The sequence below is a fragment of the Roseateles toxinivorans genome (assembly GCF_004362525.1).
Lineage (GTDB): Bacteria > Pseudomonadota > Gammaproteobacteria > Burkholderiales > Burkholderiaceae_C > Paucibacter > Paucibacter toxinivorans.
Map to the genome: position 1 here is coordinate 203,058 of NZ_SNXS01000005.1, position 13,729 is coordinate 216,786.

Consider the following 13,729-nt stretch of genomic DNA (forward strand, 5'->3'; position numbering starts at 1 on the left):
TGCATCCGGGCTACCAATCCACCGTGGCCCGGATGCAATCCGGGGCCACGTCTAGAGCCCATCCACCGCCTGCACCGCCTGCAGGAACACCCCGGACACACCCTCGCGCTCGCGCTGGCGCAGCCACCAGACCGCCGCCTTCTTGACGTGCCAGGCCTGCTCCTGGCCGCTGAGCAGCTGCGCGCAGACCAGGCCCAGCGTCGGCTGATGCCCTATCACCAGCACCGGCTCGTTGGCCTGGGGCCAGCGGGCCAGACGCAGCAGGTCATCAACACCGCCGGCCGGGGCAAGACCCGGCACGGTGCGAAAACTGCGGCCCAGATGCGCGGCCGTCTGCTGACAGCGCAGGGCCGGACTGACGAGCACGCGGGTGGACTCCGCCAGGTGCCGGTTCAACCAGGCCGCCATGCGCTGGGCCTGGCGCTCGCCCTTTGGCGTCAGCGCGCGATCAAGCTCGTCCTGACCCTCACGGCGGACCTCGGCCTCGGCATGTCGCCACAGAATCAGGTCCATCGCGGCATCATTCCTCGCGGCTGAATTTGTGCATCAGCGCCCGCTGGGCGCTGTGCCCCTGCCCGGACACATGTTCGTAGTGACCGTCGGGCTTGAGGCTCCAGGCATCCTGGCCATCATGCAGATAAGGCACCAGGCATTCGTCGATGACACGCTGGCGCAGCCTGGCGTCGGTCACCGGCCAGGCGATCTCGATGCGGCGGAACATATTGCGGCTCATCCAGTCGGCGCTGGACAGATACAGCGCCTCGTCGCTCTCGGCGTTGCCCCAGCGGACATAGATCACCCGTGTGTGCTCCAGAAAGCGTCCCACCACCGAGCGCACGCGGATGTTGTCGCTGTAGCCCGGTATGCCCGGCGGCAGCATGCAGGCACCACGCACGATCAGGTCGATGCTGGCGCCGGCCTTGCCGGCCTCGATCAGGGCCTCGATCAAGAGCACATCGGTCAGCGCATTGATCTTCACCACCACCCGCGCCGGCAGGCCGGCCCGAGCGGCCTCGGCCACCTGTTCGAGGTGCCGCACCATGCGCTTGTGCAGGCTGAACGGCGCCATCATCAGATGCCGCGGCGGCTTGACCTTGCTCAGCGAGGCGAGTTGGCGGAACACCGTGTCGGCATCGGCCGTCAGCTCCGGCGAGGCGGTCAGGTAGCCGATGTCGGTGTACAGCCGCGCCGTCTTGGGGTTGTAGTTGCCGGTCGAAAGATGCACATAGCGGCGCAGCCGCGAGCCCTCGCGGCGGGTGATCAGCATCATCTTGGCATGGGTCTTGAGGCCGACGATGCCATACACCACCTGCGCACCGACCGCCTCCAGCCGCTCGGCCCAGTTGATATTGGCCTCCTCGTCGAAGCGTGCCTTCAGCTCCACCACGGCCAGCACTTCCTTACCCCTGCGGGCCGCCTCGATCAGCAGGTCCATCAGCACGGACTTGGCGCCGGTGCGGTAAATCGTCTGCTTGATGGCCAGCACGTCCGGGTCTTCGACGGCCTCGCGCAGGAACTGCACCACCGGCTCGAAGCTCTCGAACGGGTGATGAAGCAGCACGTCGCCGCGCCTGAGCTGCTCGAAGATCGAGCGTGATCGCGGCAGCCGGTCCTGCGGCCAGGCCGGCTCATAGGGCGGGAAGCGCAGATCGGGCGCGTCGCTCTGATCGATCAGCTCATTGAGCCGCACCAGATTCACCGGGCCGTTGACCCGGTACAGGGCCGCCTCGGGCACGGCAAACTGCTCCAGCAGAAAGTCCGACAGCTCGGGTGGGCAGCTGTTCACCACCTCGATGCGGATGGCGCGGCCGAAGTGGCGCGTGGTCAGGCCGGTGCGCAGGGCCTGGCGCAGGTTGGCAACCTCCTCCTCGTCGACATCGAGGTCGGAGTCACGGGTGACGCGGAACTGCGAGAAGGCCACCACCTCGCGGCCCTGGAATAGCTCCTCCAGATGCGAGCGGATCACGCTGCTGAGCAGCACAAAGGCCTGCGTGCCCTCGCTGATGGCAGCGGGCAGTCGTATCACCCGAGGCAGCACGCGCGGCACCTTGACGATGGCGATCGAGTTGTCGCGACCGAAGGCGTCCTTGCCGCCGAGCTTGACAATGAAGTTCAGCGACTTGTTGGCCACCTGCGGAAACGGGTGCGCCGGGTCGAGGCCCACCGGCACCAGCAGCGGCCGCACCTGGCGCTTGAAGAAGGTGTCCACCCAGCGCGTCTGCGCCTCGTTGCGGTCGGCATGATTGAGCACCAGGATGCCCTGCTCCTTCAGGGCCGGCATCACCTGCTCGTTGAAGGCGGCGTACTTCTCGTCGATCAGTCCATGGGCCTCCTGGGCCACGCGCAGCACATCCTGGGTGCTGATGCCGCTGCCGCTCTCGCGGGCGGCGTCCAGCATGTCGGCAAATCGCACCTCGAAGAACTCGTCCATATTCGACGAGACGATGCAGATGTAGCGCAGCCGCTCGAGCAGCGGTACATCGGCGCGCCGCGCCTGCAGCAAGACCCTGCGATTGAATTCCAGCATGGCCTGCTCACGGCTGAGCAGGCGCACAGGGGCGTGCGTTCTGATTTGCGTCATTCGGCCAGTTTATGACCGACTTGCGACAGTTTCATGACAGTGCGTGACCGCCGCCGGCCCGGCCGGCACCAGCAGGCCGATGAACTGGTTGACCACGGCGTGCCAATCGAACTGATGTGCGCGGGCCAGCGCCCGCTCGGGCGTGATGTGCAGCGCGGCTAGCGCGGCCCGGCGCAGATCGGCATCGAGCACGCCGCCGTCCGACTCGCCCAGCACGTCCAGCGGCCCCGCCACCGGATAGGCCGCCACCGGGGTGCCGCAGGCCAGTGCCTCCAGCATCACCAGGCCGAAGGTTTCGCTGCGGCTGGGAAAGACGAACACGTCGGCGGCGCTGTAGATCCGCGGCAGCTCGCTGCGCGGCACCACGCCGCGCCAATGCACCTGCGGGTGCTCGCGCCGGAATTTTTCAAGCAGGGGGCCCACGCCATAGACGACCTTGGAGCCCGGCAGGTCCAGGTTCAGAAAGGCCTGCAGATTCTTCTCGTAGGAAACCCGCCCCACATAGAGCCATACCGGACCGGGCAGGTCCAGGCTGGCCCCGGCCACCGGTTTGAACAGCTCAAGGTCCACGCCATGCGACCAGCTGCGCAGATTCGTGAAGCCATGGTGCTGCAGGATCTGCCGCATGCCCTCGGTGGGCACCATCACACCGGACGAGGGGGCATGGAAACGCTTGAACCACCAATAGCCCCAGGACTCGGGGATGTGCAGCGCGCTGGACAGAATGTCCGGGAAGCGGGTGTGGAAAGCGGTCGTGAAGGCCCTGTTGTTCTTCAGGCACCAGCGGCGGGCGGCGGTGCCCAGCGGGCCTTCGGTGGCAATATGGATCGCAACTTCCTGATGGCCCCCAAGGTCGCCGCTGCGCGACGCCCACCCCCCCGAGGGGGAGCGAGGCGTCTTGGGGCGGCCCGGCGACGCCTCGAAGGCCTCATCAAGCATGGCCTTCACCTTGCCCCAGGGCCGCAACGCCAGCTCGATCTCGCGGTAGCCCGGGCAGGGCATGCGCCTGAACTGCGAGGGCTCGATCAGCACCACCTCGTGGCCACGGGCGCGCATGCCGTCCACCAGCTCGACCAGGGTGGTGACCACGCCATTCACCTGGGGCCCCCAGGCATCGGTGATCAGAACCAGTTTCATGCGGGGCTCCCGACGGGTTGGATGGCTGTGCCGAGCTGGGTCTGCCGCGCCTGCAGCGCCCGGCTGGACCAGTCGAGAATCTCCAGCCGGCCGTCGGCATGCTCGACCAGGGCGGTCAGGCTCTCGACCCAGTCGCCGTCATTGGCATAGAGAATGCCGTCGATGTCGCGAAGCTCGGCATGGTGGATATGGCCGCAGACGACGCCCTGCACGCCGCGGTTGCGCGCCTCGCGGGCGACCGCGGACTCGAAGTCGCCGACATAGCTGACCGCCCGCTTGACCTTGAGCTTCAGATACTTGGACAGGCTCCAGTAGGGCAGGCCCATCCTGGCGCGCAGCGAGTTCAGATGACGGTTCAGCTTCAGGGTGAACTCGTAGGCCGTGTCGCCCAGATGGGCCAGCCATTTGGCGCACTGGATCACGCCGTCGAACAGGTCGCCGTGGGTGATCCAGAGCTTGCGGCCGTCGGCCGTCTCATGGATCCAGTCCTCGGCCACCTCGACGCCGCCGAAGTTGTGCTGCAGGTATTTGCGCGCGAACTCGTCGTGGTTGCCGGGAATGAACACCACCTTGGTGCCCTTGCGGGCCTTGCGCAGGAGCTTTTGCACCACGTCGTTGTGGGCCTGCGGCCAGTACCAGCTGCGGCGCAGCTGCCAGCCGTCGATGATGTCGCCGACGAGGAACAGATGCTCGCTCTCGACCCGGCGCAGAAAGTCCAGCAGCGCATGGGCCTGGCAACCGGGTGTGCCGAGGTGGATGTCGGAGATCCAGACGCTGCGGTAGCGCAGCTCGCCGGCTCCGTCGTCGCTGTCGTCACCCCCTCCGGCGGGCGCCCCGCCCGTCAAGGCATTCAGAAAGCCGTCTGCTGGTTTCATGAGCCGACAGCTTCACGCCGGGCCATGTCCCGCCCGTGACCGGGGCGTGAACAAACGGTGACACTCGATAATGCGCCCATGCACCTGTTGATTCCGTTTGCCAGCGCCCTGGGCGACAACGCCACCCATACCCTGAAGGACCTGGCCCTGCCCCGGCTCGCCCGGGCCCTGAGCCTGCTGACGCCCGAGGAGCCCCTGCTGGACAGCGACGAATACAGCCTGACCCCACCACATGAGCGGGCGCTGGCCCAGGCCTGGGGCTGGAGCGGCGCCGATGGCTGCCTGCCCTTTGCTGCCCGCCATGCCCAGGCCGATGGCATCGTCACCAGCGAACTCTGCTGGGCCGAGCTGACGCCGCTGCACTTGGCTGTAGGCAGCGACCAGATCAGCGCGCTGGACACCGCCACCCTGAGCCTCGACCCGACCACCTCGCGCGCGCTGTTCGAGTCGCTGGCCGAACTGTTCCCCGCCAGCGAAGGCTGGGCGAGCGCCTGGGGCGCGCCGCTGCGCTGGTATGTGGCCCACGAATCGCTGCGCGGCCTGCCCGGCGCCAGCCTGGACCGGGTGATGGGCCGGGGTGTCGATCCCTGGATGCCCGAGCCCCGCCGCCTGCGCACCCTGCAGAACGAGGTGCAGATGCTGCTGCACAACCATCCCTTGAACGAGGCCCGCGAGGCCAAAGGCCTGTTGCCGGTCAACTCGGTCTGGATCAGCGGCTGCGGCCCGGCCCAGGCCGTGCAGGCCGATGCGGATCTGCAGACCGACTGGCGCCTGCGCGCACCGCTGTTGGCCGGGGACTGGGCCGCCTGGGCCGAGGCCTGGATCGCGCTGGACGCCGGCCCGGTCCAGGACCTGCTGCGCGCCGCCGAGCAGGGCCAGGACGTGCGCCTGACCCTGTGCGGCGAGCGCCAGGCGCGCAGCTGGAGCCGGCAGCCGCGGCCCTGGTGGAAGCGGCTGTGGAACCCGCCGGTTGCCACCGCACCCGTGCTGGAGGCCTTGTGAGCTCCGCGCGGCCGTCCGAAGGGGCGAACTCCCGCTTGGCGGGATCGCACGCAGTGCGTAGGGTGCCCACATGAGCAGCCCCCAGTTGGTGACACGCGACGTGCCGCCCCGCGCCGTCTGGGCGCTGGAGCAGGCCGGCGTCTCGCCCCTGCTGGCCCGGTTGTTCGCCGCCCGCGGTGTGCGCTCCAGCGACGAGCTGGACGATGCGCTGAACCGGCTGCTGCCACCCGACGGGCTGAAGGGCATTGCCGAGGCCGCACGGCTGCTGGCCGACACCATAGAGAGGAACGAGCGCATCTGCATCGTCGCCGACTATGACTGCGACGGCGCCACCGCCTGCGCCGTGGCCCTGCGCGGGCTGCGCCTGCTGGGCGCGCGGCCCGAGACACTCAGCTATGTGGTGCCCGACCGCGCCATCCATGGTTACGGCCTGACCCCGGCCATCGTCGAGCTGGCCCTGGCCCAGGCGCCCAGGCTGCTGGTGACGGTGGACAACGGCATTGCCAGCATGGCCGGCGTGGCCCATGCCCAGAGCCTGGGGATCCAGGTGCTGGTCACCGACCATCATCTGCCGGCCCTGGTCAACGAGCGCATCGAGCTGCCCGACACCACCATCGTCAATCCGAACCAGCCCGGTTGCCCCTTCGAGAGCAAGAACCTGGCCGGGGTGGGCGTGGCCTTCTATGTGCTGCTGGCCCTGCGCTCGGAGCTGCGCACCCGCGGCCGCTTTGATGCCAGCAATCAGCCCAGGCTGGATAGCCTGCTCGACCTGGTGGCCCTGGGCACGGTGGCCGATGTGGTCAAGCTGGACGCCAACAACCGCCGCCTGGTGGCCCAGGGGCTCAAGCGCATGCGCGCTGGCCGCATGCAGCCGGGCGTGGCGGCCCTGTTCACCGCCGCAGGGCGCGACGCCAGTCGCGCCAGCGGCTTTGACCTCGGTTTCTCGCTGGGACCGCGCATCAATGCCGCCGGCCGGCTGAGCGACATGACGGTGGGCATCGAGTGCCTGCTGTGCGACGACCCGACCCGCGCCCTGGTGCTGGCCAAGCAGCTCGACGAGATCAACCGCGCGCGCCGCGATATCGAGGCCGGCATGCGCGAGCAGGCTGAGGACTTGCTGGAGGCGCTGATGCCCGAGGGCGAACCACCGGCCGCCCTGTGCATCTTCGGCCCCGACTTCCACGAGGGTGTGGTCGGCATCGTCGCCTCGCGGCTGAAGGACCGGGTGCACCGGCCGACCTTTGTATTCGCCATCGGCGCCGACGGCCTGCTCAAAGGGTCGGGCCGCTCGATCCCGGGCTTTCATCTGCGCGACGCGCTGGACCTGGTCAGCAAGCGCCACCCCGAGGTGCTGAAGAAGTTCGGCGGCCATGCGATGGCGGCCGGCTGCACGCTGGCCGAGGACGGTTTCGAGACCTTCGACCGGGCGCTGCAGCAGGTGGCCGCCGAGTGGCTGGACGCCGCCAGCCTGCAGCGCACGCTGCGCACCGACGGGCCACTGGCCCCCGAGCAGTTCACCCCCGCCACGGTGCAGCAGCTGGACGCCCAGGTCTGGGGCCAGGCCTTCGAGCCGCCGGTGTTCTGCGATCAGGTGCAGATCGTTTCGCAACGCCTGGTCGGCGAGAAACACCTGAAGCTGCGCGTGCGCCAGGGGGGCGTGCTGCGTGACGCAATCTGGTTCGGCCACATCGAACCGGTGGCCGAGCAGGGCCTGCTGGCCTACCGCCTGAGCCTGGACGAGTACAACGGCCAGCAGCGCGTGCAAATGGTCGTCGAGGCGATGCTTTAGGCCTCAAAAACTGAGGTACAAACGCATCTGGCCATGAGAAAGCGGTGCGATGCGAAGTCCCGGTTTCAAGACCCGATTGACCTGGTTGCTGGTCGTGCTGCTGGCGCTGATGGGCCTGTCCGGCTATCTGGCCCTACAGCGCCTGCGCGGGGTCGCCGCCTCGATCAGCACCGTCTATCAGGACCGCGTCCTGCCGCTGCAGCAGCTGCGCCTGATACATAACGCCTACCGCGTGCAGATCGCCGATGCCCTGACCCTCGCCCGCGAAGGCAGCCTGAGCCAGGGCCAGGCCATGCGTGACATCGCCCAGGCCCGACAGCTCATCAAGACCGAATGGCAGCGCTACCTGAAGACCTATCTGGTCGAGGACGAGTTGCGCCTGATCGCCCAGACCGAGCCGCTGATGCGCCAGGCCGAGACCCAGATCCAAGCCTGGCTGGAACTGCTGGAGCGCCGCGACGCCGCCTCGCTGGCCTCGCTCAGCCAGGCGCGACTGACGGCGGCGCTGCAACCGCTGTCCGGGCGCCTCGACGCGCTGATCACCCTGCAGCTGAAAGTGGCCGAAGAGGAGAACCGGGCCAGCCGGGCCGCCTATGACGAGGCGATCTGGGTGATTGCCGCCCTGATGCTGATCACCGGGCTGGCCGGCACCGGCATGGGTTGGACCGTGTTCGCCCGCTATCGGCTGGAGGGCCGGGAGCAGGAGCAGCGGCGCGAACGGCTGCAGCGTTTCTACATGGCCCTGTCGCAGACCAACCAGCTCATCGTGCGCGAGCGTCACGAAGCCACGCTGTTTGCCGAAATCTGCCGCATCTGCGTGAACACCGGCCATGCCGGCTGCTGCGCCATCGGCCTGGTGGACGATGGCCACCTGGTGCGCCAGGCCCATGCTGGCGCACAGGACGGCTTTCTTGCCGGTCTGCCCCAGCGCTGGGATCTCGGCACCGACGAGGCCCAGCGCTCCGTCACCGGCACCGCCTGGCGCAGCGGGCAGCACGCCGTCTGCCAGGACTTTCTGGAGGACCTGGCCACCCTGCATTGGCACGAACGCGCGCTGAAGAACGGGCTGCGCGCGATGGCCGCCTTCCCGATCCGGCGCGGCGGGCAGGTCTTCGGCGTGCTGGCCGTCTATGCCAGCGAACCGAACTTCTTCGACGCCCCGCTGCTCGCGCTGCTGGACGAAATGGTCGGTGACCTGTCCTATGCGCTGGACGATATCGACCGCGAGCGCGCCCGCCAGACGGCACTGGCGGATGCCGAGCGTGACCGCGAGCAGTTCCGCCTGCTGTTCCATCGTTCGCCCGTGGCCACGCTGATCATCTCGATGCAGAGCAAGCGGGTCCTGGATGTCAACTCGCTGGGCGCCAGGCGCTATGGTCTGAGCGCCGAGCAGATGATTGGCCACACAATGCAGGAACTGGATGTTGGCCTGCTGCCGGCCTATCGCCAGGCCCTGTACGAGCGCCTGGAGGCCGAGGGCCGCGTCAGCAATCTGGAGGTGCAGCTGCGGGGCAGGGCCGGGCCCCTGCTGTGGGGCCTGCTCAGCGCCGAGCTGATCAGCTACCACGGTGAAACCTGCATGCTGGCGATGAGCCTGGACGTGACCGAGCGGCGCATGACCGAGAAGGCACGCGAGGAGCAGCAGGCCGCGGTGGCCGCCAACCAGGCCAAGACCGCCTTTCTGTCGCGCATGAGCCATGAGCTGCGCACGCCGCTGAACGCCGTGCTGGGTTTCACCAAGCTGCTGATGACGGCGGCGGGCAGCCGCCGGAGCCCGCAGGAGCTGGATCAGTTGACCCATGTGCAGAGCGCCGGCTGGCACCTGCTGGCCCTGGTCAATGATGTGCTGGACGTGGCGCGCATCGAAGCGGGCAACCTGCGCCTGCATGCCCGGCGGCTGCCGCTGCTGCAGGTGGTACATGAGGCCCTGGACATGACCGAGGCCCTGGCCAGCGAGCATGGCGTCCATCTGCACCCGCCGCCGCCGGGCGATGAGCTGACGGTGCGCGCCGACCCGATACGGCTGCGCCAGGTCCTGATCAATGTGCTGAGCAATGCCATCAAGTACAACCGACGCGATGGTCAGGTGAGTCTGAGCTGCAGCCAGCAGCAGGGCATGGTGGAGATCGAAGTGACCGATACCGGCCTGGGCATGAGTGCCGAGCAGCTGGCCCATCTGTACGAACCGTTCAACCGTCTGGGCCGCGAGGCCAGCAAGGTCGAGGGCAGCGGCGTGGGTCTGGCGCTGACGCGGCAGCTGATGCAGCTGATGCAGGGCGAGATCCGGATCGACAGCCAGCCCGGCCGGGGCACGCGGGTGCGGCTGAGCCTGCCGGGCTGGACCAGCTCCGGCACCACCGAGCCGGGTGCGCTCGATGCCCTGCCTGCACCACACCAGGCCCCGGCCAGCGGCCGCGTGCTCTACATCGAGGACAACGCGGTCAATATGCTGCTGGTCGAACAGATGCTGGCCCGCCTGCCCGGCGTCGAGCTGCTGCAGGCCTGCAACGGTGCCGAGGGCTTGGCGCTGGCGACCAGCCAGCAACCCGATCTGCTGCTGCTCGATCTCGATCTGCCGGACATCACCGGCCTGGAGGTCCTGCGCCGGCTGCGCGCCGATGCCGATACGGCCGGGCTGACCATTGTCGCGCTGTCGGCTGGCGCCATGGCCGACGAGGTGCAGGCTGCCCTGCAGGCCGGCGCCGACGACTACTGGACCAAGCCGCTGGACCTGGAGCCGTTTCTGGCCGGCGTCAGCCGGCTGCTGCGCGCTGGCGGGGCTTGATCGTTCTGTCCCGCCTCAGGCCGGGCTGGGCAGCTTGAACGCCACCACGGTGCGCGCCAGTTCGGCCGCCTGGTGCTTGAGGCTTTCGGCGGCGGCGGCGCTTTGTTCCACCAGCGCGGCATTCTGCTGGGTCACCTGATCGAGCTGATTGACCGCCTGACCGACCTGGCCGATGCCGCTGCTCTGCTCGGTGCTGGCATGGCTGATCTCGTCGATCAGGTCATTGACGCGTTTGACCTGGTTCACGATGTCGCCCATGGTCTTGCCCGCATCGGCCACCTGGCGCGAGCCGTTGTCCACCTTCTCGACGCTGTCGCCGATCAGGGTCTTGATCTCCTTGGCCGCCTGGGCCGAGCGCTGGGCGAGGCTGCGCACCTCGGAGGCCACGACGGCAAAGCCCCGGCCCTGCTCGCCGGCACGGGCCGCTTCCACCGCCGCGTTCAGCGCCAGGATATTGGTCTGGAAGGCGATGCCGTCGATCACGCCGATGATGTCGACGATCTTCTTCGAGCTGGCGCTGATCGCCTCCATCGTGTTGACCACGTCACCGACGATGGCGCCCCCCTGGCCGGCCACCGTCGAGGCGCTGGCCGCCAGCTGCGTGGCCTGGCGTGCTGTCTCGGTGTTCTGCACCACGGTGGCGGTCAACTGCTCCATCGAGGCCGCCGTCTCTTCCAGATTGGCGGCCTGCTCCTCTGTGCGCTGGCTCAGATCGGCTGCACCGGTGGCAATCTCCGCCGAGCCGGTGGCAATCGAGTCGGCGCTGTGCCTGACCTTGCCGACAATGCCCACCAGGCTGTCATTCATGCGCTTGAGTGCGCCCAGCAGCTGGCCGATCTCGTCGGTGCCCTGGACCTCGATACGCGAGCTCAGATCGCCGGCCGCCACCGTCTCCGCCACCTGCACCGCACGGGCAATGCCACGGCTGATGGCACCGATCAGCAGCCAGGCCATCACGCCGGCCACGCTGACACTCAGCAGCGCCAGCACAATGGTGCGCCAGAACACCGCCTCGTAGTTCTCCTGGCTTTCCTTGTACTCGCGGTCGGCCTCGACCAGCTGCACGGTGATCAGCTGCTCGATCAGGGCGCCGACCGGATCTATCGTCGGATACATCTGCTTGGCGGCGAATTCGCGCAGGCCCTCGATATCGTTCTTGCGCATCAGTTCCTGGGCGCGCTGACCGGCCACGTCGGCCTGCTTCATCAGCGGCTCGACCTGGCGCACCAGCTCCTGCTCCTTGGCCACAAGCTCGGTGGCGACATAGGCCTTCCACTGCGTCTCGATCACGCTGTGGGCATCGTCGATGGCCTTCACACCCTGGGCCGCGGTGAAGATCCCGTCACGGGTCTTGTGCGTGCTGTCCACCATATTCACCGCATAGGCATCGGCAATCGCCTTCAGCTGCTTCAGCGGCACGACACGGTCGTTGTAGATGCTGGCCAGCACCGCGTTGCTGTGCCGCAGCCGCGACACGGACGAGGCCGAATCGATCACGAGCAGGGCCAGCAGGGCCCCGACCAGCAGCAACAGACGGGTCTTGATCGAGACATTGTTCATCTTGAACTCCCTGAGGGTTGACAAACGCCGAGGTCGTGATCGTTCGCAGTATCTGCGCGAATGACACAAGACGAAAGAGGGAATTGCGTGTTTTATTCATAACACTCTTTTTGCCATTGCCGTGGCAATAGCACCGGCTCGCCCCGGTTCAGCCCTGGCCCCAAGACCGACAGCCTTCATGCTCTCTACAATCGGGGCCGTGAGCACCCAACACATCTGCAGCAACGCCGACCTGCACTCCCACTCCTGCGTGTCCGACGGCACGATGGAGCCCGAGGCGCTGGCCGCCCGAGCCAAGGCCAATGGCGTCGAGCTGTGGGCCCTGACCGACCATGACGAACTGGCCGGCCAGGCTCGGGCCCGGGACGCCGCGCTGAGCCTGGGCCTGCCCTACTTGACCGGCACCGAGGTCTCGGTGACCTTTGCCGGCAGGGTGGTGCACATCGTCGGCCTGGGTTTCGACATGCACAACGAGGCCTTGCGCGAGGGTCTGCACAGCACCCGCGGCGGCCGCGGCGCGCGGGCGCAGCAGATGTCCGCCAGCCTGGCCCAGGTCGGCATCAAGGACGCCTATGAAGGTGCGCTGAAGTACGTCGGCAATCCGGAGCTGATTTCGCGTACGCACTTTGCCCGGCATCTGGTGGACAGCGGCGTGTGCAGCGACATCCCCGAGGTGTTTCGTCGCTTCCTCACCGAGGGCAAGCCCGGCTTCGTGCCGCACCGCTGGGCGGGCCTGGGAGAGGCAGTGCGCTGGATCACCCAGGCCGGAGGCATTGCCGTGATCGCCCACCCGGCCCGCTACCCGTTCACGCCGACCGAGGAGTACGCCCTCTTCACCGAGTTCAAGGCCCATGGCGGCTTGGCCGTCGAGGTGGTGACCGGCAACCACAGCGCCGCCGACGTGGTGAAGTATGCCGACATGGCGCTGGAGTTCTCGCTGCTGGCCTCGCGCGGCTCGGACTTCCACTCGCCGACCGAGAGCCACACCGACCTGGGTGCCCTGCCCGATCTGCCAGGACGGCTCACCCCGGTCTGGCAGGCCCTGCAAGACCGGGTCCATCAACCTTGAACCGTCAGCGCCCCCTGCTGGGCGTGGTCCTGGTGCTCTGCGCCGGCGCCTGCTTCTCGCTGCTTGACAACAGCGCCAAGCTGCTGGGCGCCACCCTGCCGGTGCTGCTCTTCATGTGGGCTCGCTATGCCTTCCAGGCGGTGACCATGCTGGCCTGGCTGGCCGGCAGGCGCGGCCGCGCCGGCTTCCATGCGGCGCACCCGAAGTTCCAGCTGCTGCGCGGCGGCCTGCTGCTGGGCACCAGCGCCTTGAGCTTCTACGGCGTGCAGTTGATGCCGGTGGCCGAGTTCACCGCCATCGGCATGCTGACGCCGGTGGTGGTGACGATGCTGGCCGCCTTCTGGCTGCGCGAACGGGTGTCGCCGCTGCGCTGGGCCCTGGTGGTGGGCGCCTTCATCGGCGCGCTGATCGTGATACGCCCGGGCAGCGGTGTGTTCGGCTGGGCCGCCGTGATGCCGCTGACCATGGCACTGTGCTACGGCTGCTTCCAGGTCTTGACCAGCCGCCTGGCTTCGCTGGAGAACCCCATCACCACGCACTTCTACACCGGCGCCGTCGGCGCCGTGGCGCTGCTACCGGTGCTGTGGCTGGCAAAGGTGCCGGTGCTGAACTTGCTGAGCCAGGCCACGGCGCAGCAATGGGTGCTGATGCTGATCATCGGTGCGATGGGCACGCTTGGCCATCTGCTGCTGATACTGGCCCTGGGCATGGCGCGCACAGGCTCGCTGATGCCCTTCGTCTATGTGCAGATCCTGTTCGCCGCCGGTGTCGGCTGGTTGATGTTCAACCATGTGCCCGACGGCTGGGCCTGGGCCGGCATGCTGGTCATCGCCGCCTGTGGCGCCTCGAGCGTCTGGCTGAACTTCGCCGAGGCGTCGGCCAAACGGCTCAACTCGACGGTCGAGCAGGATACGATCGCGGATTGAGGCAG

Annotated in this window: 10 protein-coding genes; 5 read left to right on the forward strand and 5 right to left on the reverse strand. The window is 67.9% G+C overall.

Annotation, left to right across the window (positions count from 1 at the left end):
- Positions 1-51: 51 nt before the first annotated feature.
- The 4 genes from sixA to DES47_RS19240 are packed head-to-tail and all read right to left on the reverse strand — an operon-like array spanning position 52 to position 4,593.
- Positions 52-513, reverse strand: a complete 462-nt coding sequence (sixA, locus tag DES47_RS19225; protein ID WP_133702364.1) for a phosphohistidine phosphatase SixA — start codon at positions 511-513, stop codon at positions 52-54.
- A 7-nt stretch (positions 514-520) separates the two neighbouring features.
- Positions 521-2,581, reverse strand: coding sequence for a polyphosphate kinase 1 (gene ppk1, locus DES47_RS19230; protein ID WP_133702365.1), 2,061 nt, complete (start codon positions 2,579-2,581; stop codon positions 521-523).
- Positions 2,582-2,590: 9 nt separating this feature from the next.
- The gene (locus tag DES47_RS19235; protein WP_133702366.1) at positions 2,591-3,718 is read right to left on the reverse strand and encodes a glycosyltransferase family 4 protein; all 1,128 of its coding nucleotides are present in this window, start codon (positions 3,716-3,718) and stop codon (positions 2,591-2,593) included.
- The gene (locus DES47_RS19240; RefSeq protein ID WP_133702367.1) at positions 3,715-4,593 is read right to left on the reverse strand and encodes a UDP-2,3-diacylglucosamine diphosphatase; all 879 of its coding nucleotides are present in this window, start codon (positions 4,591-4,593) and stop codon (positions 3,715-3,717) included. Before DES47_RS19240 ends, DES47_RS19235 begins: the two co-directional genes overlap by 4 nt.
- A 78-nt stretch (positions 4,594-4,671) precedes the next feature.
- Here DES47_RS19240 and DES47_RS19245 point away from each other — a divergent pair, with 78 nt between their 5' ends.
- The 3 genes from DES47_RS19245 (at position 4,672) to DES47_RS19255 (ending at position 10,169) form a co-directional block, all read left to right on the forward strand.
- Positions 4,672-5,595, forward strand: coding sequence for a hypothetical protein (locus DES47_RS19245; RefSeq protein ID WP_133702368.1), 924 nt, complete (start codon positions 4,672-4,674; stop codon positions 5,593-5,595).
- A 70-nt stretch (positions 5,596-5,665) separates the two neighbouring features.
- Positions 5,666-7,384, forward strand: a complete 1,719-nt coding sequence (recJ, locus tag DES47_RS19250) for a single-stranded-DNA-specific exonuclease RecJ (RefSeq protein WP_133702369.1) — start codon at positions 5,666-5,668, stop codon at positions 7,382-7,384.
- Between the two features lie 49 nt (positions 7,385-7,433).
- Positions 7,434-10,169: an ATP-binding protein gene (locus DES47_RS19255; RefSeq protein ID WP_133702370.1), complete on the forward strand. Its 2,736-nt coding sequence runs from the start codon at positions 7,434-7,436 to the stop codon at positions 10,167-10,169.
- Positions 10,170-10,184: 15 nt separating this feature from the next.
- On the opposite strand, the gene DES47_RS29620 is transcribed toward DES47_RS19255, so the two are convergent.
- Positions 10,185-11,729, reverse strand: coding sequence for a methyl-accepting chemotaxis protein (locus DES47_RS29620; protein ID WP_133702371.1), 1,545 nt, complete (start codon positions 11,727-11,729; stop codon positions 10,185-10,187).
- Positions 11,730-11,994: 265 nt separating this feature from the next.
- Here DES47_RS29620 and DES47_RS19265 point away from each other — a divergent pair, with 265 nt between their 5' ends.
- Together DES47_RS19265 and DES47_RS19270 are read left to right on the forward strand one after the other, a co-directional pair.
- The gene (locus DES47_RS19265) at positions 11,995-12,798 is read left to right on the forward strand and encodes a PHP domain-containing protein (protein WP_243748410.1); all 804 of its coding nucleotides are present in this window, start codon (positions 11,995-11,997) and stop codon (positions 12,796-12,798) included.
- A complete protein-coding gene (locus DES47_RS19270; protein ID WP_133702373.1) occupies positions 12,795-13,724 on the forward strand; it encodes a DMT family transporter in 930 nt (309 codons plus the stop codon). The genes DES47_RS19265 and DES47_RS19270 overlap by 4 nt, the downstream gene beginning before the upstream one ends.
- The last annotated feature ends 5 nt before the right edge of the window (positions 13,725-13,729 follow it).

Coding starts and splice junctions, on each gene's coding strand:
- sixA (WP_133702364.1), bottom strand. CDS start 513: ATGGACCTGATTCTGTGGCGACATGCCGAGGCCGAGGTCCGCCGTGAG.
- ppk1 (WP_133702365.1), bottom strand. CDS start 2,581: ATGACGCAAATCAGAACGCACGCCCCTGTGCGCCTGCTCAGCCGTGAG.
- DES47_RS19235 (WP_133702366.1), bottom strand. CDS start 3,718: ATGAAACTGGTTCTGATCACCGATGCCTGGGGGCCCCAGGTGAATGGC.
- DES47_RS19240 (WP_133702367.1), bottom strand. CDS start 4,593: ATGAAACCAGCAGACGGCTTTCTGAATGCCTTGACGGGCGGGGCGCCC.
- DES47_RS19245 (WP_133702368.1), top strand. CDS start 4,672: ATGCACCTGTTGATTCCGTTTGCCAGCGCCCTGGGCGACAACGCCACC.
- recJ (WP_133702369.1), top strand. CDS start 5,666: ATGAGCAGCCCCCAGTTGGTGACACGCGACGTGCCGCCCCGCGCCGTC.
- DES47_RS19255 (WP_133702370.1), top strand. CDS start 7,434: ATGCGAAGTCCCGGTTTCAAGACCCGATTGACCTGGTTGCTGGTCGTG.
- DES47_RS29620 (WP_133702371.1), bottom strand. CDS start 11,729: ATGAACAATGTCTCGATCAAGACCCGTCTGTTGCTGCTGGTCGGGGCC.
- DES47_RS19265 (WP_243748410.1), top strand. CDS start 11,995: ATGGAGCCCGAGGCGCTGGCCGCCCGAGCCAAGGCCAATGGCGTCGAG.